This window comes from Flavobacterium hibernum (genome assembly GCF_000832125.1).
Lineage (GTDB): Bacteria > Bacteroidota > Bacteroidia > Flavobacteriales > Flavobacteriaceae > Flavobacterium > Flavobacterium hibernum.
Window position 1 is genome coordinate 21,588 of sequence record NZ_JPRK01000004.1, and the last position, 25,537, is coordinate 47,124.

At 31.5% G+C, this 25,537-nt stretch carries 34 protein-coding genes; 27 read left to right on the forward strand and 7 right to left on the reverse strand.

The window, feature by feature from the left end; genetic code table 11:
* Positions 1-145: 145 nt before the first annotated feature.
* Entirely contained in the window at positions 146-1,687 is a 1,542-nt protein-coding gene (locus IW18_RS03295; RefSeq protein WP_041516170.1) for a DEAD/DEAH box helicase, read from the reverse strand.
* A gap of 108 nt (positions 1,688-1,795) precedes the next feature.
* A complete protein-coding gene (locus IW18_RS03300; RefSeq protein WP_041516171.1) occupies positions 1,796-2,329 on the reverse strand; it encodes a DUF6155 family protein in 534 nt (177 codons plus the stop codon).
* Positions 2,330-2,434: 105 nt separating this feature from the next.
* Between IW18_RS03300 and IW18_RS03305 the strand changes: the two genes are divergently transcribed.
* Together IW18_RS03305 and IW18_RS03310 are read left to right on the forward strand one after the other, a co-directional pair.
* Complete coding sequence (locus IW18_RS03305) at positions 2,435-2,722, forward strand: DUF3817 domain-containing protein (RefSeq protein ID WP_041516172.1); 288 nt, start codon at positions 2,435-2,437, stop codon at positions 2,720-2,722.
* Complete coding sequence (locus IW18_RS03310; protein WP_041516173.1) at positions 2,715-3,971, forward strand: mechanosensitive ion channel family protein; 1,257 nt, start codon at positions 2,715-2,717, stop codon at positions 3,969-3,971. Before IW18_RS03305 ends, IW18_RS03310 begins: the two co-directional genes overlap by 8 nt.
* A 116-nt stretch (positions 3,972-4,087) precedes the next feature.
* Here the strand turns inward: IW18_RS03310 and IW18_RS03315 are convergent, their stop codons facing one another.
* Positions 4,088-4,516 (reverse strand): hypothetical protein, encoded by a 429-nt coding sequence (locus tag IW18_RS03315; RefSeq protein ID WP_041516174.1) that lies wholly within the window; start codon positions 4,514-4,516, stop codon positions 4,088-4,090.
* Between the two features lie 73 nt (positions 4,517-4,589).
* Positions 4,590-4,973: an acyl-CoA thioesterase gene (locus IW18_RS03320; RefSeq protein WP_041516175.1), complete on the reverse strand. Its 384-nt coding sequence runs from the start codon at positions 4,971-4,973 to the stop codon at positions 4,590-4,592.
* A 59-nt stretch (positions 4,974-5,032) separates the two neighbouring features.
* Here IW18_RS03320 and IW18_RS03325 point away from each other — a divergent pair, with 59 nt between their 5' ends.
* The 4 genes from IW18_RS03325 (at position 5,033) to IW18_RS03340 (ending at position 7,757) form a co-directional block, all read left to right on the forward strand.
* The gene (locus IW18_RS03325) at positions 5,033-5,440 is read left to right on the forward strand and encodes a hypothetical protein (RefSeq protein ID WP_041516176.1); all 408 of its coding nucleotides are present in this window, start codon (positions 5,033-5,035) and stop codon (positions 5,438-5,440) included.
* Between the two features lie 35 nt (positions 5,441-5,475).
* Complete coding sequence (locus IW18_RS03330; RefSeq protein ID WP_041516177.1) at positions 5,476-6,069, forward strand: RDD family protein; 594 nt, start codon at positions 5,476-5,478, stop codon at positions 6,067-6,069.
* Complete coding sequence (locus IW18_RS03335; protein WP_041516178.1) at positions 6,062-6,637, forward strand: Crp/Fnr family transcriptional regulator; 576 nt, start codon at positions 6,062-6,064, stop codon at positions 6,635-6,637. Before IW18_RS03330 ends, IW18_RS03335 begins: the two co-directional genes overlap by 8 nt.
* Before the next feature lie 148 nt (positions 6,638-6,785).
* On the forward strand, positions 6,786-7,757 hold the full coding sequence (locus IW18_RS03340) for a quinone oxidoreductase family protein (RefSeq protein WP_041516179.1): 972 nt from the start codon (positions 6,786-6,788) through the stop codon (positions 7,755-7,757).
* Between the two features lie 275 nt (positions 7,758-8,032).
* Here IW18_RS03340 and IW18_RS03345 read toward each other — a convergent pair whose 3' ends face one another.
* Together IW18_RS03345 and IW18_RS03350 are read right to left on the reverse strand one after the other, a co-directional pair.
* On the reverse strand, positions 8,033-9,775 hold the full coding sequence (locus IW18_RS03345) for a DUF885 domain-containing protein (RefSeq protein ID WP_041516180.1): 1,743 nt from the start codon (positions 9,773-9,775) through the stop codon (positions 8,033-8,035).
* Positions 9,776-9,843: 68 nt separating this feature from the next.
* A complete protein-coding gene (locus tag IW18_RS03350; RefSeq protein ID WP_041516181.1) occupies positions 9,844-11,820 on the reverse strand; it encodes an alpha-ketoacid dehydrogenase subunit alpha/beta in 1,977 nt (658 codons plus the stop codon).
* A 296-nt stretch (positions 11,821-12,116) separates the two neighbouring features.
* Between IW18_RS03350 and IW18_RS03355 the strand changes: the two genes are divergently transcribed.
* From IW18_RS03355 to IW18_RS03440, 18 genes are all read left to right on the forward strand, one after another.
* Positions 12,117-13,067: an isopenicillin N synthase family dioxygenase gene (locus tag IW18_RS03355; protein WP_041516182.1), complete on the forward strand. Its 951-nt coding sequence runs from the start codon at positions 12,117-12,119 to the stop codon at positions 13,065-13,067.
* A gap of 74 nt (positions 13,068-13,141) precedes the next feature.
* A complete protein-coding gene (locus tag IW18_RS03360; protein ID WP_041516183.1) occupies positions 13,142-13,474 on the forward strand; it encodes a translation initiation factor in 333 nt (110 codons plus the stop codon).
* Positions 13,475-13,728: 254 nt separating this feature from the next.
* Complete coding sequence (locus tag IW18_RS03365) at positions 13,729-14,598, forward strand: nucleoside phosphorylase (RefSeq protein WP_041516184.1); 870 nt, start codon at positions 13,729-13,731, stop codon at positions 14,596-14,598.
* Positions 14,599-14,634: 36 nt separating this feature from the next.
* Positions 14,635-14,883 (forward strand): hypothetical protein, encoded by a 249-nt coding sequence (locus IW18_RS03370; RefSeq protein WP_041516185.1) that lies wholly within the window; start codon positions 14,635-14,637, stop codon positions 14,881-14,883.
* 46 nt (positions 14,884-14,929) lie between these two features.
* The gene (locus IW18_RS03375) at positions 14,930-15,322 is read left to right on the forward strand and encodes a VOC family protein (protein WP_041516186.1); all 393 of its coding nucleotides are present in this window, start codon (positions 14,930-14,932) and stop codon (positions 15,320-15,322) included.
* Positions 15,323-15,399: 77 nt separating this feature from the next.
* The gene (locus tag IW18_RS03380; protein ID WP_041516187.1) at positions 15,400-15,873 is read left to right on the forward strand and encodes a DUF4265 domain-containing protein; all 474 of its coding nucleotides are present in this window, start codon (positions 15,400-15,402) and stop codon (positions 15,871-15,873) included.
* 56 nt (positions 15,874-15,929) lie between these two features.
* Positions 15,930-16,781: a substrate-binding domain-containing protein gene (locus tag IW18_RS03385; RefSeq protein WP_041516188.1), complete on the forward strand. Its 852-nt coding sequence runs from the start codon at positions 15,930-15,932 to the stop codon at positions 16,779-16,781.
* 18 nt (positions 16,782-16,799) lie between these two features.
* The gene (locus tag IW18_RS03390; RefSeq protein ID WP_041516189.1) at positions 16,800-17,732 is read left to right on the forward strand and encodes a hypothetical protein; all 933 of its coding nucleotides are present in this window, start codon (positions 16,800-16,802) and stop codon (positions 17,730-17,732) included.
* 187 nt (positions 17,733-17,919) lie between these two features.
* Complete coding sequence (locus IW18_RS03395; protein ID WP_041516190.1) at positions 17,920-18,288, forward strand: hypothetical protein; 369 nt, start codon at positions 17,920-17,922, stop codon at positions 18,286-18,288.
* 121 nt (positions 18,289-18,409) lie between these two features.
* Positions 18,410-18,793 (forward strand): hypothetical protein, encoded by a 384-nt coding sequence (locus tag IW18_RS03400; protein WP_041516191.1) that lies wholly within the window; start codon positions 18,410-18,412, stop codon positions 18,791-18,793.
* Between the two features lie 182 nt (positions 18,794-18,975).
* Positions 18,976-19,299 carry an ArsR/SmtB family transcription factor gene (locus tag IW18_RS03405; protein WP_041516192.1) on the forward strand — a complete coding sequence of 108 codons (324 nt, stop codon included), beginning with the start codon at positions 18,976-18,978 and terminating at the stop codon, positions 19,297-19,299.
* 6 nt (positions 19,300-19,305) lie between these two features.
* Positions 19,306-19,773, forward strand: coding sequence for an SRPBCC family protein (locus IW18_RS03410; RefSeq protein WP_041516193.1), 468 nt, complete (start codon positions 19,306-19,308; stop codon positions 19,771-19,773).
* A gap of 2 nt (positions 19,774-19,775) precedes the next feature.
* On the forward strand, positions 19,776-20,159 hold the full coding sequence (locus tag IW18_RS03415; protein WP_041516194.1) for a DoxX family protein: 384 nt from the start codon (positions 19,776-19,778) through the stop codon (positions 20,157-20,159).
* Between the two features lie 49 nt (positions 20,160-20,208).
* Positions 20,209-20,766: a DUF4256 domain-containing protein gene (locus IW18_RS03420; protein WP_041516195.1), complete on the forward strand. Its 558-nt coding sequence runs from the start codon at positions 20,209-20,211 to the stop codon at positions 20,764-20,766.
* Positions 20,767-20,788: 22 nt separating this feature from the next.
* On the forward strand, positions 20,789-21,367 hold the full coding sequence (locus IW18_RS03425; protein ID WP_041516196.1) for a YdeI/OmpD-associated family protein: 579 nt from the start codon (positions 20,789-20,791) through the stop codon (positions 21,365-21,367).
* 255 nt (positions 21,368-21,622) lie between these two features.
* Positions 21,623-22,663, forward strand: coding sequence for a methyltransferase (locus IW18_RS03430; RefSeq protein WP_041516197.1), 1,041 nt, complete (start codon positions 21,623-21,625; stop codon positions 22,661-22,663).
* Between the two features lie 125 nt (positions 22,664-22,788).
* Complete coding sequence (locus IW18_RS03435) at positions 22,789-23,217, forward strand: VOC family protein (protein WP_041516198.1); 429 nt, start codon at positions 22,789-22,791, stop codon at positions 23,215-23,217.
* Between the two features lie 25 nt (positions 23,218-23,242).
* Complete coding sequence (locus IW18_RS03440) at positions 23,243-23,512, forward strand: hypothetical protein (protein WP_052480073.1); 270 nt, start codon at positions 23,243-23,245, stop codon at positions 23,510-23,512.
* Positions 23,513-23,580: 68 nt separating this feature from the next.
* Here IW18_RS03440 and IW18_RS03445 read toward each other — a convergent pair whose 3' ends face one another.
* Positions 23,581-23,892: a winged helix-turn-helix transcriptional regulator gene (locus IW18_RS03445; RefSeq protein WP_041516199.1), complete on the reverse strand. Its 312-nt coding sequence runs from the start codon at positions 23,890-23,892 to the stop codon at positions 23,581-23,583.
* An 87-nt stretch (positions 23,893-23,979) separates the two neighbouring features.
* Between IW18_RS03445 and IW18_RS03450 the strand changes: the two genes are divergently transcribed.
* The 3 genes from IW18_RS03450 (at position 23,980) to IW18_RS03460 (ending at position 25,532) form a co-directional block, all read left to right on the forward strand.
* Entirely contained in the window at positions 23,980-24,174 is a 195-nt protein-coding gene (locus IW18_RS03450) for a hypothetical protein (RefSeq protein ID WP_041516200.1), read from the forward strand.
* Positions 24,175-24,288: 114 nt separating this feature from the next.
* Positions 24,289-25,209, forward strand: coding sequence for a DsbA family protein (locus IW18_RS03455; RefSeq protein ID WP_041516201.1), 921 nt, complete (start codon positions 24,289-24,291; stop codon positions 25,207-25,209).
* 71 nt (positions 25,210-25,280) lie between these two features.
* Positions 25,281-25,532 carry a hypothetical protein gene (locus IW18_RS03460; protein WP_041516202.1) on the forward strand — a complete coding sequence of 84 codons (252 nt, stop codon included), beginning with the start codon at positions 25,281-25,283 and terminating at the stop codon, positions 25,530-25,532.
* Positions 25,533-25,537: the final 5 nt, after the last annotated feature.

The window sequence follows — 25,537 nt, forward strand, 5'->3', positions numbered from 1 at the left end:
TTGGCTTTTTTGTCATTTCGACGAAGGAGAAATCACATCCAATATTCTACAAACTTTGTGCAATACTAGTGTGATTTCTCCTTCGTCGAAATGACAAGCCTTATGAAATTATTATTCCTTCTATTAAACTTCAAATGAAACTTTTCTATTCATCTGGTTCATTCATGATTTTTTCACGATATTTTTTACCAATTAACAGAACTAGTTTTAGTTTGTAATCGTCAACTAACCATTCGCGGTAGTTTTTACTACACTGGCTCAAACATTTTGCATAACGTTTAATACGACAGTCAATATCGTCATCAAGTTCTTTTCCTAATGATTTTGCTTCTTGTAATGTTTCTGTATTATCGACACACATTGCTGCATGTTGCTCTAATGATTTGTCTAAAACGACTTTAGAACGTAAATTTTGCTTGATAATTAATTTGTGTTCTTCATCAACATCAAAAGTAACTACGGCAGTTTTAGCAAATTTTGCACGCAATTCTGGAGGCATGCTGTATTTAAAATACAACTCAATTTCGGTATCATCACGTAAATTCTCCAAATAAAACTCAGGAGATTTAAAGATGTGTTGCCAGTTTACCGGCTCACTCCATAAACCAAAACGTGCTGCATTATTTCCTAAGTCAATAACTGTGAACTCGTCTTTACCAGGTAATTTACGAGATCCACGACCAATCATTTGGTAGTATAAAGTTAATGATTTTGTTGCTCTGTTTAAGATAATAGTTTCTACGGTTGGCTCATCAAAACCAGTTGTTAAAATCCCGACAGAAGTCAAAATTGCATCTGGAGTTTTCTTGAACCAAGCCAAAATATCTTTACGCTCCTCAGCACTACTTGTGTTGTCGAGGTGTCTAATATCGTAACCTGCTTCTCTAAACGTTTCGTATACATATAATGAAGTATGGATACCGTTGTTAAAAATTAAAGTCTTTTTACCTAAAGAACGCTCTGTATAAGCATGCAAAAGTTTTTCCTGCATGATGGTATTTGTATACAAATCGTCTGAAGATTTTACGGTGTAATCTCCGTTGATACCAACTTTTAACGATGTTAATCCAACATCATAACTATAAGTTGTGGCTCTCGCCAAGAAACCTTTGTCGATCAATGAACTAATGGTGTCTCCCACGATAAGTTCATTATAACTTTGGTGCATTGGTAATTTTATATTCGAACTCAAAGGTGTTGCTGTTACTCCAAGAATAAAAGCATTTTTGAATGAGTTTAATAATTTTCTAAATGAATTATAATGTGCCTCATCAATAATAACTAAACCAATATTATCTAAATGTAATTTTTCGTCATTAATACGGTTTTTTAAAGTCTCTACCATGGCAACAAAACAAGAAAATTCGTTTTGATCCGGTAATTCTTTTACTTTACTATTAATAATTTTGTTAGAAACTCCAAACCCTTTTAGCATTTTTGAGGTTTGTTTACAAAGTTCGATACGGTGTGTTAAAACCACCACTTTTTTATCATTATTGGCTAAATAACGACGAACGATTTCGGAAAAAATTACTGTTTTTCCACCACCTGTTGGTAATTGATACAATAAATGATGTTTCGAAGGAGCATTGTCTAAACGTTCAAAAATGGCATCAATATCGCCTTTTTGGTATGCATAAAGTTCTTTTTTCTCTTCTCTTTCTATTTCTAAAGTGTTTTGAGACATTGTTAATTTTTGGATTTTTGCAAAAATACACCTAAAAAACAGTTATTCATCTTATTTTAACCTAAAATAAATGTTTTTTTTAAATAAGATTTTTTATGAGAAGCACTTTTATAAGTCGTGTTTTTCTAAAATTGCCTCAAAATCATACTTATTTTTCCATTTTTGTTGAATTGTTTCTTGCTCAATCGCCAAAATTCTTTCTTTAAAATCATGCAAAATTCCGTTAGAAATTGAAAAATTTACGGCTTGTTCAAATGAATTCAACATGCTTTTGTAGAATAATTCCTGCTTAATTAAATTTTGCGACGAATACGTTTGCGCAATTTCGATATTGTAAAGCATAATATCTGCAATTACAAATGGATCAACTCCTAATAAAATAAAATGTTTGATATATTTTTGTGCGACCGAACGACGCATTTTGGCTTTAGGACGCCTTTTTGAGCCAGGTTTTTTTATCGGAAAATATTCTTGCGAGATTTTAACCTTGCATTCCTGCAAAAGTTTGTCCTCTTTTGGATTAAAAACAAAATCGTAATACGTTTTTACTGGACTAAACTTTTCGTACAACTCAAGGATTTGTTCTTCGAGTTGTGTTTTATTTAATTCGCCCAAATATTTTTTTAAATCACGCTTACTCATCTATAAAAGTTTAAGAATACAAAAGTAAATTACTTTCTTGATTCATACCGCAAAAACCAACCATAATACTTAATTTTGCTCCTATTAAATTCAAAATATAATTACATGCTCAAGATTTTCAAAGTTACTGCAATTTTAGAGGGAATCTCTTACTTAGTATTGTTTACCAATATGCTTTTTATTAAAACCAATAATCCTGAACTTTATCATACATTGTTACGTCCGCTTGGGATGACGCATGGAGTATTGTTTATAGGATATGTAATATTGGCTTTTTTGCTTAAAAAACCACAAAATTGGGACCTAAAAACCTTTGCAATTATTCAAATAGCTTCTCTTATTCCTTTTGGAACTTTTTATGTAGAGAAAAAATATTTAGAAAATAATGCCTAACCTTTTGGATAAAATATTTAACTTTTTATACCCACTTTTTAGAGGCTGGGGAATGAGTCGTAATTTTGCGTCTTATATAAGCTTGGTCTTGAATATTGCCATTATGGTGGCTTTGGCTTTTGCCATTTATTACATCGCAAAATTTGTTTTGGTAACGTTAACGGCTGTTTTTGCTCAGCGTACCAAAACAAAGTTTGACGATTATTTAATTCACAATAAAACCACAAAATACACCGCGTATTTAATTCCGTTTTTCTTTATTTATAAAGCGGTTCCAATTATTTTGGATCGATACGAATATTGGGAAACTCTTTTTGGTAAAATAGTTGGTGTTTATATTGTTTTAATTAGTTTATGGATAATTAGAACGATTTTTAATGCTTTACGCGATTATTTAAAGCAAAAACCGGAATACAGCGATAAGCCAATTGACAGTTTTGTTCAGGTTATTATGATCGTGCTCTGGATTTTTGGAGTTGCGATTATTATTTCAAAATTATTCGGAATAAAACAAGGCGAATTATTAACCATTTTAGGAACGCTTTCGGCAATTATTATCTTGATTTTTAGAGATACTATTTTAGGATTCGTTTCGAGTGTTCAGGTTGCGATAAACGATATGGTTCGTATTGGCGACTGGATTACTATGGAAAAATTTGGTGCAGATGGTGATGTCATCGAAATTAATTTGACAACAGTAAAAGTTCGAAATTTTGATAATACAATTACCACAATTCCAACATATGCATTGAGTTCAGATTCTTTTCAGAACTGGCGCGGAATGCAAAAATCTGACGGAAGACGTATTAAAAGACACGTTTTGATTAAAAGCAGCAGTATTCGTTTTTTGAATAATGAAGATTTGAATCAGATGAAAAAAGTGCAATTAATAAGCTCTTACATCGAAACACGTCAAAGTGAAATTGAGAAATATAATATGCTTAAAGGTGTAGATAAAACTTTATCACTTAATGGTCGTAATATGACCAATTTGGGTTTGTTTAGAAAATATATTATTCAATATTTAGTATCACATCCAGGACTAAATAAAGATATGCATATTATGTGCCGTCAGTTACAATCGAGTGCGCATGGAGTTCCGTTAGAAATTTATGCTTTTTCGAGCGATAAACGTTGGGCAAACTATGAATATATTATGGCTGATATTTTTGATCATATTATGGCTTCTGTAGTATATTTTGATCTTGAAATTTTCGAATTGCCATCAAAGATTGGTCATTTGGATTAGTTTTTAGTATTCAGTCTCATTATTCAGTCTCAGTATTCGGTATTTAGTCTTAGTTTTAAGCGCTGGTTTTCAGTCACGATTAAACTAAGACTGCGATTGAATACTGAGACAAAAAACTACTTTTTCACTTCTTCAAAAATAAACTTCGAATTGTCATACTCTATTGGAGTTCCCGGCATAAAACATGGAAGATTGAAATATATACCAATTGTTCCGCTTCCTAAAAGTAGTTTGTTTTCTTTTTTTAATATTGCCATTGGTACTCTTTTCCAGCTTCCTCCATTAGATATGTAATGATAATCACCTCTTAAGGTATCTCCTTTTAGATCTCCTCTTACATCGCCTGAATCTTTTCCTATTTTGTGATACAGTATTTCATAACGACCATAGAATCGTTTGTCATTAATGTTTATCGCTAAAATTGCTGTATCTTTTCCGTTTATGGCTTGGTAGGTAATATGTTTGTATTCGCTTTTTTTTTCTTTAGAATTACAAGACATTAATATAATTGCGGATAAAAAAAGTATTAAAGAATTTTTGACCATTTTTGAGTTGAGTTTTTTTTATAAGTAATAAATAGCTTCTTAAATTTTCTTATATCACTTATATGGTGAGAATTTATAATCTATCTTTTACGAATTCGATTTGGGTTTTTCCGTGCGCTTTTGGTTTTCCGTTTTCGTCCAAATTCACCATTGTTGTTTGGTCGATTGTAATAATGATTTCGCGAGTCATCATATTTCTAACCGCACAAGTTAAAACTAAAGAAGTATTGCCAAACTTTACCACATCAATTCCAATTTCTACAATGTCTCCTTGACGGGCTGAACTTTTAAAATTAATCTCAGACATGTATTTGGTTACTACTCTGGTGTTTTCTAACTGAATAATGGTGTAAAGAGCAAGTTCTTCATCAATCCATGCTAATAATTTTCCGCCAAATAAAGTTCCGTTTGGATTTAAATCTTCGGGTTTAACCCATTTTCTAGTATGAAAGCGCATAATTTTAGTTTAAATTAAAATTTTTGTATTGGATTTTTTTCTAAATTTAAAGAAAAAACATGGAAGATAGAGACACTTTTTTAAGAGAATTCAGAGGCGAAACTTTAGGAACTGTAAGTGCTCAATCTTCAGCCGATGAGTTGTTTCAAAATCAAACGATTAGGCCTATTTTAAAACTTCAAAATGATTTGTTTATTGCTGTTTTTACAAATTATGTAAATAAAAATAAAGCAGATTTTTACTCTTATACGGTAGAAAAGAAACTTCAAACCATCGAAAACTCCATTCAAAAAGACATTAAGTTCCGTAATTCTCTTAAAGGAATTGTGATGGCGCTTTTTACTATTGAAGAATATGAAACTTATATTCAAAACTCTTCAAGTTTAAACAAAAGAATGATGAACTTGTTGGTTGACCGATTAAAAAGTCAGGTGCAATTGTTTGAGTTGGAGTCCAATTCTAATTAATAGTTTTAATTATTAAAAACAGAAACAAAAGCTAAATGGAAAATGATTTTACTACTGTCATGTCTGGCAAGACAGACGAAGAATTAATTAAAATAGTTACTCTAAATCGCAGTAAATATCAAGAACAAGCTATTAAAGCTGCGGAAAATGAAATTGATTTACGAAATATTGATGCTTCTAAATTTGAAGAAATAAGTTCAAAAATCAATGTTCATGAAAAGCTTGTTAGAGAAATTGAAAATAATTCAGTTCGTTCAGTAATTCGATTCGTGAATTTTGCTATTGATTTTGTTGTAATTTTTATTCTTTATGTAATAATTGTTCCTACGATCGAAAGTATTTTGCCTTTAACAAGCAGAGTTGAATTATCAATTTATAGAATTTTATCTTTGGTTCTTTTTATTGCATTTTACTATATTTCTTTTGAGTATAATTCTCAAAAAACATTAGGTAAAATTATTACCAAAACTAAAGTTGTTACTTTAGATGGAAATAAACCGGAGTTTATGGATATCGTTAGTAGAACTTTTTGCAGATTAATTCCATTTGATAGGTTTTCATTTTTCTTTACCAGAAATGGTTTTCATGATGCGATTTCAGGAACTAAAGTGATAAAAGACAATGTTTAATCAATTCAGAAATAAATTTCCTCTCGATGATTCAAAATGGATTGAATATACCGATTGTTTCAAACGTTTAGAAGTTCCTTCAAAAACGATTTTATTAAAGGAAGGTGAAATTTCAAAAAAGCTTTTTATAATAGAAAAAGGCTGTATTAGAGTTTGGTTTAATAATAACGGAAAAGATTTAACAACGCAATTTTTTTTCGAAAATCAAAGTGTAGCTTCGATCGAAAGTTTTATGAAAAAGTCGCCAAGTCCGGCAAGTATAGAAACTATTGAATCTTCTATTTTATGGTGGATTTCTAAAAATGATTTGGATAAAATTCTTTCCGAAATCAAGGAAATCCCGCAGTTAAGAGATCGTTTTATTGATATGATTTTTGAGCGAACTTTTGATTATATGAAGTATTTTGTTTCTTTTATAAAAGACTCTCCTACTCAACGTTATCTAAGTTTAATTGAAGAAAGACCTCAGATTCTTCAAAGAATACCACAGCATTATATTGCTTCTTATTTAGGAATCACCACAGTTCATTTAAGCCGTATTAAAAGTAAATTGTTACACAGAAAATAAGTAAATTAACTACATTTAGTCATATAAGAAATTATATGTCAAACTTAAATGAACTTATACAGCTTATATGGTAAAAAAGATTTGATAACAAATGTTATCGTCTGTGTGCAAAATGCGATCTAATTTTGCTTCATAAAATTTAATAATTATGAAAGCAGCAGTAGTTTATAAAAAAGGCGAAATGCCTAAATATGCTCAATTTGTAGAGCCAATTGTACAAAATGAAAACCAAATTTTACTTTCGGTAAAAGCAGTTGCAATTACTAATCTGGACAAGGGAAAAGCAAGTGGACAACATTATTCTTCTCAAAATGACAATCAGAATGGTTTTGTAGTTGGTAGCGACGGAGTTGGTTTGTTGGAAGACGGAACAAGAGTTTATGCTCGCGGAATTAGCGGTACAATTGCCGAGAAAGCGATTATCGATAAAAATATATTGGTGCGTTTACCGGAAGGAATTACAAATGCAATTGCAGCTTCGTTACCCAATGCAGTTGCAGGTTCTGCAATGGCGCTTAAATTTAGAGCAAATATTCAAGAAGGTGAAACTGTTTTAATTAATGGAGCAACGGGTTTTACGGGACGAATTGCGATTCAGATTGCCAAGCATTATGGCGCTAAGAAAATAATCGTTACCGGAAGAAATGAAAAAATACTTCAAAATCTTTTAGAATTGGGTGCTGACGAAATTGTTTCTCTAAAGCAAGACGATCAGACAATTGTAAGTCAACTTAAAGAAATTCACACAAATACTCCTATCGATATTGTTTTAGATTATTTGTGGGGACATCCAGCAGAACTGATTCTTACGGCTCTAAAAGGAAATGGTTCATTTAGTAGTAAGGTTAGATATGTAACTATTGGCGGAATGGCCGGTGATACGATTCAATTATCTTCGGGGATTTTAAGAAGCGTTGATCTTCAATTGTCTGGCTCTGGTTTAGGAAGCTGGTCTAAAAACGAAGTAAAATTGTTGTTCTCGGAAATTCTTCCTGAGATGTTTCTTTTAGCAGCTCAAAACAAATTAAAGGTTAATATCGAAGAAATTAAATTAAGCCATATTGAAGAAGCTTGGTCAAGAGAAGTTTTAGATGGTAAACGATTGGTAGTTATTATTTAAAGGTAAACAGTATTAAGTTGAACACGGATTAAACGGATCTTTATAAACAATCAATTATCCATACTGTTTGTCATTTCGAGGAACGAGAAATCTCCGTAAGAAACTCCGCAACAAAAATTCAAGCTTTGTAGAGCTACTCATGGAGATTTCTCGTTCCTCGAATTGAGAGGATTGTGTTTAAGCTTTGCGTTTTATTAATTTATTCAAAATACATAAAAAAAGGTTTGATGAGAAGCATTTCTTATCAAACCTTTTTTGTAAATACCTTCAGAAAATTATTCTTTAGAAAGCATTAATTCTTTAATGTATTTTACCGGAGCGCTCCCAAAACTTAAGAATTTTTCATGAAATTTCTTTAAGTTAAACTTTTCTCCTTCTTGTTTTTTAAGTTCTTCTCTAAGGTTATAAATTTCAGTATATCCTGTAAAATATGAACATAATTGAACTTGAGATAAAGTTACACGTTTCCATTTTCCATCAGCCTCAGCTTGTTGCTGAAAAGCTTCTTTGGTCAATAAATCTAAAGCCGCTTCTTTAGACATGTTTTTAGTGTGTACGCTAATGTCTAAAATGGTATTACAAGTGGCTCTTAAATTCCATTTATAGTACATTAACCACATTTCGTCAGAGTTTTTATAACCACTTTCCAACATCATTTTTTCAGCATAAACAGCCCAACCTTCAACCATTGCTCCATTTCCTAAAATAGATTTAATGATACTTGGCGATTGATTACTGTAGACCAATTGCGTGTAATGTCCAGGAACGGCTTCGTGAATATTTAAAATTTGTAGAATATAATCATTGTATTCTCTTAAATAACTTTCAGCATTTTCGGCAGTCCATCCAGACATGCTTCCTACATTATAATAGGTATTTCCGTTTTTATCATAAGGTCCGGGCGCAGAAATTGATGCTCCGGCAACTCCCGCCATATAGGCTGGCTCTTTTCGAACTACAAGTGGTTTTGACGGATCGATGTATAATAAGTCTTTAGCTTTTACATAAGCTGTTAATTCTGGAATTTGTTTCTCAATTTCAGACTGAAACTTTTCTGGCGTAGTATGTTGCAAAGAGATTTTATCAATAACCTGTTTGATTAAATCTAATTTGTTAGCTGGTTTTGGCTCATTTCCTTTGTATTTTGTCCAAAGTTTATCAGACAGAACAAACATTTTATCGTGTAAATCTTTTTTATGATCAACTGCAACTTTATAGATTTCGTCTGGAGTATAACTAGATTGAATATCAAAATTGAATTTTTTGGCATACAAAGCAGTTCCTAGTCTAAAAGAACGAGGTGTTTTGTTTGGTAAAGCTTTTAACCAAGCTGCATAATCTGCAATTGCTTTTATTGAAACCTGAGCTTTATCCAGCATTTCTTTTTTCTCGGCAGCGCTTAATTTACTTTTTTCTAAAGCAGTTTTTAGATCCGCATCAAAAACAGAAGATCCGCCTAAGTTTTGTGCTATTGCAAGTTCTGTATGCTCAATAGTTAGGTTTTTAATATTCTTTTTGGCAGTTTCATAATAAGCAGGAATTGCATTCATTTTTTTATTAAAGGCACGTAAACGCACTTCTAAAGAATCATAATTTCCGTTTAAAATTTCAGCAAAAGCTCCGCACACATTGTATTCAGAAGGATTCCATTCAGACGATTTCATCTCTTTGATACTAAAAATAGTGCTTTCGAGCTGATTTTTAATCATTTGAAAATCAGTCTTATTGTTGTCAGACAAATCATCAATGTTAAATTGTTTTAAAGAATCTAATTGCGCATTAACAAACTCAAGTTGTTTTTTTTCTTCGTTAGCATCATAAATAGATAATATACTATCATATTTATGGTAACCTACACCAGAAGCCCAGCCCGGATTAATTTTCCATAAAGAGGTTACGAAACCATCTTTATACTTGTCAAATTTTCCATCTAAAGCTTTATCTCCGTTAGACTTAGTGCTTTTGTTGCAGGAAAAAAGTAGCGCAACCGCAAAAACTGAAACAAATAGTTTTTTCATAAATTATGTTTTTTATTGTTTAAAGATAAAAAAAATGTTCTTTATGCAAAACTATTTGCTGTTTGTAATTAATATTTTAATAAATCGAATAAAACCTCTTCAAAGCGATTTTTGGGTAAAAACTGATCTTCTAAAGCTTTTGTAAACGGAATTGGAGAATCTAAACTTGCCACTCTTTTTACGGGAGCATCCAGATATTCAAAACATTCTTCCATAATTAAGGCCGAAATATCGCTGGCAATTCCACCAAACAAAGTGTCTTCTTGGTAAATAATTACTTTACCAGTCTTTTTTACGGAGTTAAAAATAGTTTCAGTATCTAAAGGCTGTAAAGTTCTTAAATCAATTAAATCGGCTTCAATTTCAGGATTATTGGCTAAAGTTTCTAAAGCCCAATGAACCGGAGCTCCAAATGCAATAATAGTTACTGATTTTCCTTCTTTCAAAACAGCAGCTTTTCCAAGCGGAATCGTGTAATAATCTGTTGGAACATCTTGATAAATACTGCGATATAATTGCTTATGCTCGAAAAATAAAACAGGATTTGGGTCGTTTATCGAAGTGTTTAATAGACCTTTTGCATCGTAAGGAAAAGCTGGATAAACGACTTTTAAACCAGGTGTTTTAGTAAACCAGGCTTCGTTGGTTTGCGAATGAAAAGGTCCTGCCTGAGTTCCGCCACCACATGGCATACGGACCACAACATCGGCTTTTTCGCCCCAACGATAATGTGTTTTGGCTAATAAATTGACAATTGGGTTAAAACCAGTCGAAACAAAATCAGCAAATTGCATTTCGACAATTGCTTTATAGCCATTAATAGACAATCCCATTCCTGCTGAAACTACTGCACTCTCGCAAATTGGTGTATTCCGAACACGTGCTTTTCCAAATACATCTACAAAGCCATCAGTAATTTTAAAAGCACCACCATATTCTGCAATATCTTGTCCCATAAGAATAAGATTGTTATGACGTTGCATTGATTGCTCTAAACTATTTCTAATAGCGTCAATGAATCGTATATTCTTGGTTTCTTCTGATGGATTAACTTCCTCAAATTGATAAGGTTTATAAACATCATCTAATTCACCACTATAAGTTGGAACAATTTCGGGTTCTGCATTTGCAATGGCTAAATTTTCGTCGATTTCTTGTTTAATTTCATTGTGTAATTGTTCATCAAATTCGGTAGTAAGCACACCAATTTCAAGTAAATAATTTCTATAATTTGTAACAGGATCTTTAATCGCCCACTCGTCCATTAACTCCTGCGGAACGTATTTAGTCCCACTCGCCTCTTCGTGCCCACGCATTCTAAAGGTTTTAAATTCTAATAAAACTGGATGTGGGTTTTCCTGCATTTGAGCTTTTAACTGAGACAATTTATTGTAAACTTCTAATATATTATTACCGTCAATAATATAGCTCTGCATTCCATAACCAATACCTTTATCAGCAAGATTTTCGCAAAAATACTGCTCATTTGTAGGGGTAGAAAGTCCGTAGCCATTATTTTCGATGACAAACATTACAGGTAATTGCCAAACTGCTGCAATATTTAAGGCTTCATGAAAATCTCCTTCGCTTGTGGCGCCTTCACCTGTAAAAACTGCCGTTATTTTTTTATTATTCTGAAGTTTATTGGCTAAGGCAATTCCGTCAGCAACCCCTAATTGAGGACCTAAATGCGAAATCATGCCAATAATATTATACTCCTGAGTTCCAAAATGAAAACTACGATCTCTACCTTTTGTAAAACCATTTGCTTTTCCTTGCCATTGCGAAAAAAGACGATGCAGCGGAATATCTCTAGAAGTAAAAACTCCTAAATTTCGATGCATTGGTAAAATGTATTCAGATTGATCTAAAACAGCGGTAACCCCAACAGCAATTGCTTCCTGTCCTATTCCCGAGAACCATTTTGATACTTTTCCTTGACGAATTAAGATAAGCATCTTTTCTTCGATTAAGCGAGGTTTCAATATTTTCTTATATAACTCTAGTAACTTGGCATCAGTAAGGTCTTGTCTGTAAAAGATCATTTGGTTATCGTTTTTTAATTATTTCAAAGATATATAAATATAACAATTTAGGTATTATTTGTTAAATAATTTAATTCTTTATCAAAACAGAGCGGAATTTACTCAAAAAAAATAAATCTAACACTATTATAAATTATGATTTCAAAATTGAATAAATCAATGCCAAATCATTAAACAAGGTCTTTAAAATTAAATTTTATGCAAAAAATTAAAATTGAAATATAAAATATTCTATACCTTTGTTACTGATAAGGATTTATGAGTCCTTATTCTCTTTTAAAATAAAAATGTAAAGTATGCAAAACATTCCTAGTGTAGACTTACGTGATTTCCTTTCGGACGACCCGAAACGTAAACAAAAATTTGTAAATGAAATCGGCAGTGCATTTGAAAACATTGGCTTCGTAGCCCTAAAAGGTCATTTTCTTGACGACCAATTAGTAGACGAACTTTATGGCGAAATAAGAAAATTTTTCGCTTTGCCAGTAGAAACTAAGCATAATTATGAAATTCCTGGAATTGGCGGCCAAAGAGGTTATGTTTCTTTTGGAAAAGAACATGCTAAAGGACGTAAAGAGGGAGATTTAAAAGAATTTTGGCATTTTGGTCAGTATGTTGACGAGAGTTCAAAATATGCTTCGGAATATCCGGACAATGTGGATGTTAAAGAATTACCTCGTTTTAATGTTGTAGGTAAAGAAGCGTACCAAATGCTTGAAAAAACGGGTGTTTATGTATTAAGAGCTTTGGCATTGCACTTAGGTTTAGATGAGTTTTATTTTGACCAATATGCAAAAGACGGAAACTCTATTTTAAGACCAATTCATTATCCACCAATTACTTCAGAGCCTGAAAATGCAATTCGTGCAGCAGCTCATGGTGACATTAACTTGATTACTCTTTTAATGGGTGCTCAAGGAAAAGGTTTACAAGTTCAAAATCATGATGGCGAATGGATTGATGCTATTGCGGAAGATGATCAATTGGTTATTAATGTGGGAGATATGTTATCAAGACACACGAATAATAAATTGAAATCAACAATTCATCAAGTGGTAAATCCACCAAGAGAATTATGGGGAACATCTCGTTACTCTATTCCGTTTTTTATGCATCCTGTTAGCGATATGCGTTTGGATTGTTTGGAAAACTGTATTGATGCCGAGAATCCTAAAAAATTCGAAGATATTACCGCAGGTGATTATTTATACGAACGTTTAGTAGATTTAGGTTTAATTAAGAAATAATCTTTAAATTTACGAGAAATAATAAAAAGACATTGAGTTTACGCTTAATGTCTTTTTAATTTTAAGATAGAACAATGGACTTACAAGATCAATTAAAAAATTTATTTCCAGATCATATCGAATCAAATGAACCGGAAGAAATTCAGGAACAGGATCATGTGCTTTATATTCAAAAAGAGCCAATGATTTGTAAATTTGAAAAACGAAAAGGAAAAGCCACAACTATAATTGAAGGCTACGAAGGATCTGATGAAGATTTTAAAATTCTAGCCAAGGAAATCAAAACTAAGCTTAGTGTTGGCGGAACTTTTAAAGATGATTCAATCATTATTCAAGGTGATTATCGTGATAAGATTATGGCAATCCTTAAAGAAAAAGGATTTAAAACAAAAAGAGTTGGTGGTTAGTAATTTTAGATTACTCTAATTGAATATTTAACTGCAAAAAACGCAAAGAATAATAGAGAACTAGGTTTAAAAAAAAAAGCAAAGTTCGCAAAGCTTTGTGTGTTTTGTTTTTGGAATAAAAAAAAGAAAAATCTGTGACAACCTGTTTAATCCGTTAAATCTGTGGCCAGAAAAAAAGACGCACTGCTTTGCGCCTCTACAGAAAACCTCAGAACCTTAGTACCTTTGCCACTTTGAACCTTTAAAGAAAAAAAATGATACAAAACTCAGAATTAATACTTAATCCAGACGGAAGTGTTTACCACTTAAATCTGCTTCCAGAACATATTGCGCACGATATAATTTTTGTTGGAGATCAAAACAGAGTCGAAAAAATTACTCAGTTTTTTGATTCGATAGAATATTCTACACAAAAAAGAGAGTTTAAGACTCAAACGGGAATTTACAAAGGAAAAAGAATTTCTGTAATGTCAACCGGAATTGGTCCAGACAATATTGATATTGTTGTAAACGAACTGGATGCTTTGGTAAACATCGATTTAAAAACTCGCGAGCCAAAAGAAAATCTAACTTCATTAAATATTATCAGAATTGGAACTTCAGGATCTTTGCAAGCCGATATTCCTGTAGATAGTTTTGTAATGTCTAAATTTGGATTAGGATTAGATAATATGCTTCGCTCCTACTTGATCGACGAAGTTTCGAATCAGGAAATAGAAAATGCTTTTGTTAGTCAGACAAATTGGGATATTAGAAAAGGAAGACCGTATGCAATTGCTTGTTCTGAAAAATTAGAAAAATTAATCGAATCTAATAAAATTTTCAAAGGAATTACGGCAACTGCAGGAGGTTTTTACGGGCCACAAGGACGAGTTTTGCGTCTTAATATTCAAGATGAAGAATTAAACAGTAAAATGGATAGTTTTAAATTTGAGGATAATCGAATTACAAATTTAGAAATGGAAACGGCTGCAATTTATGGACTTTCGGCGCTTTTAGGACACAATGCTTTGTCTTTAAATGCTATTATTGCCAATCGTGCAAGCGGAACTTTTAGTGAAGATCCTTACAAAGCAGTTGACGAGTTAATTACTTATACTCTGAATAAATTGGCTGCGAAATAAATTGGATAATTTGTTCATTAGAAAATCAGATAATTTATGATGCATTTAGTTCAACATGTTTTGCAAGCCTTCTTTTTAGGAATTGGTGGTTTGTTTAGATTTTGTTTTTTCCAATTGTTGAATGTTTCCTTTGAAGATAAATATTCGAAAGATTTAGAATACTATTGGGATAATCAGAATAAAACTGTTGATAAAAATGGGTTTACTACTTCGCAGAAAAACTTTCTTGCGGGATTAATCATTTTTATAAGTTTCTTATTTTTAATAAAAAAAATTGAAGGTTAATAGAAATAAGATTGGTTAGATAGATGAATTTTAAAAATCTACAATTATGTTTTTACGAGTTGCACGACATACGGATAATCTTGAAGCAATAGAAAATTTCTACGTCAATATTCTGGGTTTTGAACTTTTAGCAAATTTTCATAATCATAACAATTACGATGGAATCTTTATTGGTAAATCTGGTTTAGACTGGCATTTTGAGTTTACAAAATCTGAAGTAAAAGCCAATCATGCATTCGACGAGGATGATGTTATTGTGCTTTATCCTAAATCTATAATAGATTATGATGTATTGATAGATAGATTATTATATCATAACATTTCAATAATTACTGCAAATAATCCATTTTGGAATGAAAACGGAAAAATGTTTTTGGATCCAGACGGTTATCGTATTGTAATATCTCCGTTAAAAGCGATAATAAATGAAATTAATTAAGCAATTAGTTAATTAGTCAATTTGAGAATTAGATAATTAAAAGAGATTGCGCAAAAAAAAATATTACAAAATAAATAATGGCAGAAACACATAAAAAAATCTTATTTAAATATTATAGTACTTATCTTGAAGAAATAGTTTCAGAAACCATGTGGGCAGAAATTATAGATTTGGAAAAAGGATATTTTAAATTGGATAATATTCCCTTTTTCGGTCCTTTGATCGCAACAGACGACACATTTAGAGCAGAATATGATGAAAATGAGAAATGCTTTATTCACAAGGAAACTTTAGAAAGCTCTGGTAATTCGATTGTTCAGGTTTTAATATTGGATAAGGAATTTGACAAAGAAGTTATAAGAGAAGAATTAAAAGCTATAAATTGTATTTCTGAAGCTTTAAACGATACGTTTCTTGCGGCTGAAATAGTCAAAGATGTTGATTACTCGATCGTGAAAAATTTACTGAACGACTATGAATCAAAGGCTGTTATTGAATTTACAGAACCTTGTCTTTCAGAAAAACACAGAGCTGATTTACTTAAAAATTAAAAAACTTAAACAAACTTATAATACGCTTACCAAACTTAACTTAAACTTAAACTAAAATGAAAACTGTAAAAATTGTAGGTGTTCCTGAGCACTTCAATTTGCCATGGCATTTATGCATTGAAAATGGTGAATTTGAAGCTGAAAACATTGATTTACAATGGAAAGATATTCCAGAAGGTACAGGCAAAATGTGTCAGATGCTTCGTGACGGAGAAGCTGATATGGCTGTTATTTTGACCGAAGGAATTGTAAAAGATATCGTTGCAGGAAATCCAAGTAAAATTGTTCAAATTTATGTGCAATCGCCTTTAATTTGGGGAATTCATGTGGCTGCAAAATCAGATTTTCAAACCGTTAAAGACTTAAAAGATAAAAAAGTTGCCATTTCTCGATTAGGTTCTGGTTCTCAATTAATGGCTTATGTAAATGCGCATGAGCAAGGTTGGGAAACAGATAATTTGCAATTTGAAATCATAAATACAATCGATGGTGCTGTTGAAGCTCTGACCAACGGAACTGCCGATTATTTTATGTGGGAGCGTTTTATGACAAAACCTCTTGTTGATAAAGGCATTTTTAGAAGAGTTGGTGACTGCCCTACTCCATGGCCTTCATTTGTAATTGCGGTTCGAAATGAATTCTTAAAAAAGAATCCAAAAATTGTCGAAAACATACTCGAAATTATAAATAGAACTACCGAAGATTTTACTCAGATTCCTAATATCGATAAAACATTATCAGGCTTATTCGATCAAAAAATTGAAGATATTCAAGAATGGTTGAAACTAACACAATGGTCTCAGAAAAATTTAACTGAAAAAGCATTTATTAAAATTCAAAATCAATTATTTGATCTCGGAATTATTGATAAAAAAAGTACTTTTGTTGAAACGGTAAAAGCGCTGTAAAAACTGCTTTTGATTCTTATGATAAATTTTCCTAAAATTGACTTTCCGCAATTAAAATCCAAATTACAGGTGAAATCACCTTATGATAGGATTATTATTATGCTATTGAGTCTTTTGATAACGATTCCAATTTTTATCATACTACATCAAAATCTGATTGATTTAGAGTGGCCTTTTAACTTAGATCGTGTTTTTATCTTTTTATTTGTTTTTGCTGCGATATTCTTTCTTTTGATGTTGTTGCGAACCATTATAATCCTTTGTATTGCAGTTTATTTGATGGTTTTAATTTATGGAACCGTTGTAGGTAATTATGGCTTCAATGAAATATCTGAAGATTATAATTCGATGATTTATACCATGTCAGATAATCCTTTTCCACAAGATATAATTGTGGCAAAGTTGCTTCCTTTTCCCAATAAATCAAAAATCATTAATGCAATAGAATACCAGAATCCAAAGGTTCGAAATTTTGCTATAATGGCCACAAGTAAGCATTTTAAAGGCATAAAAGGATATTCTGATTATAGAACCATTATTCAGTGTTTTGCAGTGTTTAAAGAGATAAATAGCCGCTGGAATTATGTAAACGATCCAAAAGAAGGCGATTATATTGCAACAGCAAGCGAATCGTTAGAATATTTTTCTGGAGATTGCGACGATCATTCTATATTAATGGCGGCTGCAATACGTTCTATTGGTGGAACTCCAAGGTTAATACATACCAAAGGGCATATTTACCCGGAAATACTAATAGGTTCATTAATCGATCTTGAAAAGGTTAATTACCTGATTAAAAATGTACTTTTTGTAAAAGAAAGTTATGGTAAAAAAATACATTATCATATAGATGAGCGCGGACAAGTTTGGATGAATCTGGATTATACAGCCAAATATCCTGGCGGGCCTTTTATGTATGACGAGATTTTGGGAGCATTAACTTTAAATTAATTTGTTTGAATTAATCAAAACGCTAAGTAGTTAAGGCTCTGGTGATTTTTGTGAAACAGGTAAATAGACAGGTTTTTAACTGAAAATGCGATTTTAATTTATTATTCTGTTTAAATAATTGATTTTAAGATTCTTAATTAGAAAATATTTTGTAATTTTCTGTAGTCTAACTTTTAATCATATAATCATGGAAAAATCTAAATTATCTATCTTAGGAATTGTATTGCTGACTGTATTAATGATTTCATGTCATAAAGGTCGAAATAAATTAGTTAATTCTTGGAAAATTACGGCTGTAGAGGCTAAAATGCCTCTTTCTGATTCTGCTAAAAGTGTTATTTTAACGCAAGGAACTTTAACCTTTACAGAAGACGGTCACGTAACAGGTTATTTACAATCAGAAATAACTAATGGTACTTATGCGTTGACAAAAGGTGGTAAAAGTTTAGTAATTAAAGATGAAACAGGAACCCCATATCCTTGTGAAAGTACTATAACAGATGATAAGTTGATATTAGATAGCAAAGAAATGAAGTTAACATTAACCAAAATATAAGTTCATTTACAGACTTATATTATTCATATCAAAAACCACTCTACTCCAAAAGGAATGAGTGGTTTTTTATTTAATAAACAATTGTAATTTTCAAGTTTTAAATAAAACCGTTTCAAAAAAAATGATATTAAGTTATAAAAAAATATTTCTAATTGACAGTTTGGGAGCTTTACTCTCGGCTTTTTTGTTAGGAGTTGTATTAGTAAAGTTCGAAATAGCTTTTGGAATGCCAAGTGATGTGTTTTATTTTCTGGCCGCATTAGCTTGTGTTCTTGCGGTATACTCTTATTTGAGCTACCTATTTGTTAAAGACAATTGGAAGATTTTTTTGAAAATTATTGGTGTGGCAAATGTAGTCTACACTTTTATTACACTCATTTTAGTGCTCTGTTTTTATAAAGAAATTACGATTTTGGGATTACTTTATTTTTTAGCAGAAATTTGTATTATAGTTATTCTTGCTAAAATTGAAATAAAAAAAGCTAGTTATTCAATTGAATCTTAGTGCTAATATTTTAAAACCTTTGAAGCGATGCGATTTTAGGGGTTTTAAAAATTTGTTGCTGATTTTGAAGTGATTTTTTCATCTAAAGAATTAAGTGATTGAAAATTAGATTTGTAAAAAATGATTAAAAAGTTTTGCGCAGTTAAATAACTGCATTATATTTGCAGTCAAATAACTGCACAATGGAAATTCGTAGAGATGTTTTTCAGGCTATTGCCGACCCCACTCGCAGGGCAATATTGAGTTTAGTAGCAATTCAAGCAATGACTCCGGGCACAATTGCCGAAAATTTTGATTCTTCAAGACAAACAATTTCGAAACATATTCAAATACTTAGTGAATGTGAACTTTTGGAACAAAGTCAAAAAGGTCGCGAAATTTACTATCATATTAATGCTAAAAAGATGAAAGAAGTAGCTGATTTTATTGAGCCTTTCAGACAAATGTGGGACGACCGATTTAATAAGTTAGAAGCGATAATGAAAAACTATAAAACCAAAAAATAAACTAATATGGAACCAAAAACAAAAATTAGTGCAGAAGATGATAAGCAGGAAATTGTAATTACGAGAGAATTTGATCTTCCACTAGAATTACTTTTTAAAGCTTATGTTGAGCCAGAAATTGTAGAACAATGGATGGGAACAAAAGTTCTAAAACTAGAAAATAAAGTGCATGGAGGATACCAGTTTGAAACCAGTGATAATAGCGGGAATATTGTATTTCAGGCAAATGGTGTTATTCATGAATTTGTAGACAACCAGAAAATTACGCGCACATTTGAAATGGAGAACTCCCCTTTTGCTGTACAGCTTGAATTTTTAGAATTTGAATCTATAACTGAAGAAACAAGTAAACTAAAAATGCATATTATTTATAAATCTGTAGAGCTTAGAGATCAAATGTTGAAACTACCCTTTGCTCAAGGTATTAATAAAGCTCATAATAGAATACAAGAAATCGTCAGTAAAATAAAATAATTATGGAAAAGAGAAATAAAATTATTTATTGGATTGTTACATTGTGGCTCGCGTTAGGAATGACTTCTACCGGAATTGTACAATTGCTTAAAATGGAAGAAGAAGTTGAAATGATGAATCATTTAGGATATCCTGTTTATCTTTTAACCTTATTAGGGATTTGGAAAATATTAGGTGTTATTGCAATTTTAGTCCCAAAATATCCTTTATTAAAAGAATGCGCTTATGCTGGATTCTTTTTTGCTATGTCTGGTGCAGTTTTTTCTCATTTGGCTATTGGAGATTCTTCCATTACATTATTCGGGCCAATATTATTACTAATTCTTACAGTCGCATCTTGGTTTTTTAGACCTGCGTCCAGAAGAATCATTTCTTTTAATTCCTAAATGAATCTGAAATTATATTTAATTTAGTAATCGACTAATATATAACGATATGAAAAATAAATTGTCTGAGGAACAAAGTCAAGAGTTGTTAAAAGTATTGGAAATTCGTTTTGAGAAAAATATGAATCGACACAAAGACCTTGATTGGAATAAAGTTCAGGAAAAATTAGAAGCAAATCCTGAAAAACTTTGGTCGCTGGACGAAATGGAAAGAACTGAAGGAGAGCCGGACGTAGTTGGTTTTGATAAAAAAACAAATGAATATATTTTCTACGATTGTTCGGCTGAAAGTCCAAAAGGACGTAGAAGTTTGTGTTACGATCACGAAGCTTTAGAAAAAAGAAAAGAGAATAAACCCGTAGGAAGTGCTATTAATATGGCTACCGAAATGGGAATTGAAATTTTAAATGCAGAGCAATACAACGAACTTCAAAAACTTGGGAATTTTGATGCTAAAACTTCTAGCTGGATTATAACTCCTTCTGATATTCGTAAACTTGGCGGTGCCCTATTCTCGGATTTTCGCTATAATACCGTTTTTGTTTATCATAATGGTGCCGAATCATATTATGCTGCAAGAGGTTTTAGAGGATTATTACGCGTTTAACCATTTTTTAATAATTAAGATTATGAATCCAAAAGTTGATTTTTATTTTGATGCGTCAAAAAAATGGCAAAAAGAGCAAGAACAACTAAGAAGTATTGTTCTGGATTGTCAGTTAACCGAAGAACTAAAATGGGGAGTTCCGTGCTATACTTTTCAAGGAAAAAATATAGTATTAATTCATGAGTTTAAAGAATATTGTGCTTTGTTATTTTTTAAAGGTGCATTGTTGAATGATACTAATGAAATATTAATACAACAATCAAAAAATGTTCAGGCTGCGCGACAAATTAGATTTACCAATCTTAATGAAATTATCGATCAAAAAGCGATTCTTAAAGCCTATATTTATGAAGCGATTGAAGTCGAAAAATCTGGTTTGCAATTTAAATTAAAAACAACCGCAGATTTAGCAGTTTGCTATGAATTTCAAAATAAACTAGATGAAATTCCGATTCTAAAAACTGCTTTTACGGCTTTAACTCCTGGTCGACAACGTGCTTATTTACTCTATTTTTCAACTCCAAAACAATCAAAAACCAGAGATTCAAGAGTAGAAAAATGTATTCCGCAAATTTTGTCAGGAAAAGGATTAAATGATTAAAAATAAAAAGTCTTAATCTATTGTAAGATTTTATTAGTTGAAGTTGAAAAAAAATCATGCTGCGTTTTAAATCAGGTAATTTACTATGTATTAGTTTGTTAATTGTATTTAAATTAGATTTAACTTAGCAGTAATCAAATTTTGCAACCTACTTTAAAAGTTTGATGAGCCTGATCTATATATAGTTAGATATAGGAATGTTAAACGGATAAGCCGAAGGCCGAAAAAAGTAGGCGTTAATTTTTACTTTACAAAATGGAACAGCAAAACACTTCTCCGAGCCCTGCAACTATTATGCAAATTGGATCTGGATTTTGGGCTTCAAAAGTTCTTTTGGCAGCTATAAACTTTGAATTGTTTACCAAGCTAGCTTTCAGGCAAACCATGACTGCAATTGAAATTAAAAATGAATTAAATTTAAATTGTAGTGACCGAAATGTTTTTGATTTTTTAGATACTCTAACAGGTTTTGGATTTGTGAATCGAGAAGGCGTTCTTGAAACAGCAAAATACTCGAACGGTATTGATACGGATGTTTTTTTAGACAAGAACAAACCCACATACGTAGGTGGAATTCTTGAAATGATGAACGAAAGACTTTATGATTTTTGGGGAAATCTTGAAGAAGGATTGCTTACAGGAAAACCTCAAAATGAAACAAAAGTGGGCGGAAATCTATTTGAGAAAATTTATGATGATGCAGACCGGTTAAAAATGTTTGTGCATGCGATGTCAAGTGCACAAATGGGCGGATTTGTAGCTTTTGCAGAAAAGTTTGATTTCTCTGAATATAAAACGCTAACAGATGCTGGTGGTTCTGCTGCAATGTTGTCTTTAATGGTCGCAAAACACCAACCTCAAATAACTTGTGTTTCTTTCGATTTATCTGCAATTGCGCCTATAGCAAACGAAACTATTCAGCAATTTGCGCTTAGTAACAGTGTAAAATCAGTAAGTGGAGATTTTTTTTCTGATCCAATTCCTCACGCCGATGTAGTTACTATGGGAAATATTCTGCACGATTGGGATGAAGAAACAAAGTTAATTCTTATTCAAAAAGCTTATAATGCTTTACCAACGGGCGGAGCATTTGTAGCAATCGAAAATATTATTGATGACGAAAGAAAGGAGAATGTTTTTGGAATGATGATGAGTTTAAATATGCTGATAGAAACCGGAAATGGTTTTAATTTTACGTTTTCGGATTTTAATAAATGGGCTGAAAAAATTGGTTTTAAATCAACAGAATTGTTGCATTTATCTGGGCCAACAAGTGCCGCTATAGCTTATAAATAAAGTATTTTTATTTATTCATTTAATAAAATTAGAAGAAGTTTGTTGAAGTAATTCTTTCTTATAAATTTTGTTATTTTTTGCCAAATTAGTTCTAAATTAGTAATTGGATAAATAAAACAAACAAAATGGAAGAGTCAGAGAATAAGACAGATAATTCGGCTTCGTCTTGCGATATTACACCAAAGGTTACAGGAATTGGAGGTATATTCTTTTTTACTGATAATCCAAAGGATACAAGAGAATGGTACTCCAAAAATTTGGGATTTGACGTTAATGATTGGGGATCTACTTTTGAATCTAGAAATATTCAGAATCCTGACGAAATAAACGCACTTCAATGGAGTCCTTTTAAAAAAGGCGATGAATATTTTTCTCCATCCAAGAAAGATTTTATGATTAACTACCGAGTTCAGAATATTGAAGGTTTGGTAAATCAATTAAAAGAAAATGGTGTAACTGTTCTGGATGATATTACGACTTATGACTATGGAAAATTTGTACATATTTTAGACGCTGAAGACAATAAAATTGAGCTTTGGGAACCTACTATTTAATAAAACTAAAAAACTATTAAATTTTATGAAACATGTTGAGTACGATTCCTTGTTACAGAAAGTAACATCTCCACTAGATTATTCAGAAGATCTCTATTTATTATATGTTGAAGTGGCCAAAACCACAAGTGATATAAAGGAGATAATTTTAAAACACGCCAATGTTACTACAGAACTTGAGTTTGGTTATTTATGTGAAGCTCATATGCAAGCAATTCCTGAAATTGCTCGTTCTTTATCATTTGAAAATCATGCAATATATCAAATCATTAGATTAGCTAAAATTACTAAATAGATTAAAAATAAGATGTTTACGATTAGTATATATAGCTTTATTTTCAATAGAGTTTTATTATTGTTTTATCATGCAAAACATTCTAATTGTTGAAATACTACAACTAAAGATTTTCCTTTTTCAGACAAAGAATATTCGATATGAAGTGGTTTTAGTTTAATTACTGATTTTTCCAGAAGACCATTTTCTTCCAGTTCGCGCAAAGCTGTTGCAATAGATTGTTTATTACTGCCTTCAATTTTTCTTATAAGACCATTAAAACGTACCGGTCCTTCTAAAGCAAGGCGAAATATCTGCGGTTTCCATTTACCTGATAATTGTTTTAAAAGCCCTTCTGCCGGGCACTCTCCTACTGTTTCTTTATTTTTTTCCATAGTCATTTTTTTTTGACTAATTGACTTGCTTCAAAATACGCATCAACTTTGCATCACAAATATAAAATTAATCCAAAACAAAATTTATAAATTATGAGTTTGCATTTTAAAATATTTCTTTTAGCCGCGACCGTTTCATTTATAAGTTTAATTGATATTCTTAACGTTCATGATACTAGAATGAAAGCTCAAATAACTAATGTACGAGCGGAGAAACAAAAAGTAAAAATGAATCAAAATAGTATTAAAAGAAACGGTTTTAAAACGACACAATTAAAAATCGATTAACAAAAAAAGGTTATTAAGGGTTGCAGTGTAAAAATGTAAATAATAATGAAGGCAGTACTAATACTGATGATAATAATTGGCAGTTTTGACTCTCAATCTCAAACAAAAAATATAATGAGCCAAGATAAAACAAACCCTTTGATGTGCGATCCTGAAACAGGATTTTGTGAAATGCCTATTGTAGCAACTGAGTCTGGCAGAAACAAAATTAAATTAGACAAAAAGCCTGTAAAAATCATTTATTATACAGATCCCATATGTTCGTCTTGCTGGGGAATTGAGCCTCAGTTAAGAAAACTTAAATTAGAATATGGGGATTATTTTGAAATTGACTACCGAATGGGCGGACTTCTTCCCGACTGGAGCTATAATAGCGGAGGAATTAGCAAGCCGTCTGACGTGGCTCATCACTGGGAAGAGGCGAGTCTTTATTACGAAATGCCAATTGATGGCGATGTTTGGCTCGAAGATCCTCTTAATTCTTCTTATCCATCTTGCATTGCCATGAAAGCAGCTCAAATGCAGGATAAAGAGAAAGCAATCGTATTTATGAGAATTCTGAGAGAGAAACTATACTTAGATAAAAAAAACATTGCCAAATGGGAGATTATTGCTGAAGTGGCAAAAGAAAGTAAACTTGATGTCGAAAGGCTAAAACTGGATTATGAAGGTAATGCTCAGCAATTATTTAAAGACGATCTTTCATACGCAAAAACACTGGGAATTCGTGGTTTTCCAACGATGTTGTTTTCAGATGGATCTGAGAAACTTTTGAATGTTTACGGATCAAAACCATATCAATTTTACGAAAATACGCTTTTGGAACTTTATCCGGAGGCTAAAAAAAATAACATTACAAATAATACTAACCCAATGTTTTTGTTCGATATTTATCCGAGTCTTGCTGTTAAAGAATATGCCGTAATTCTTGATAAAACAACTACTCAAGCCAAATCTATACTAGAACAGCTTGCTACAGAAGGAAAACTCGAAAAGAAAACGATAAAAACGGGAGTACTTTACATTAAAAAATAATTCTATTGGTATATAATTTTAAATCGTAAATTGAGCTGTTAAAATATTAACTAGATTAATACCAAATAAATATGAACCAAAAAGAACTATCAGATTTGACAAATGAGGAATTGTTACAAGAGGCAAAGAAAAGAAAATCAGCTTCTATCATGAATGCTTTATTAATTGGATTTCTGGCAGGTGTTATCGTTTACAGTATTGCAAAAAATAGTTTAGGATTCTTGACACTAATCCCTTTGTACTTCATTTATAAATTGATTAATAATTCTAAATATAAAAGTAAAGAATTAGAAGATTTGTTACGAGAGCGTAATTTGAAATAATGTTT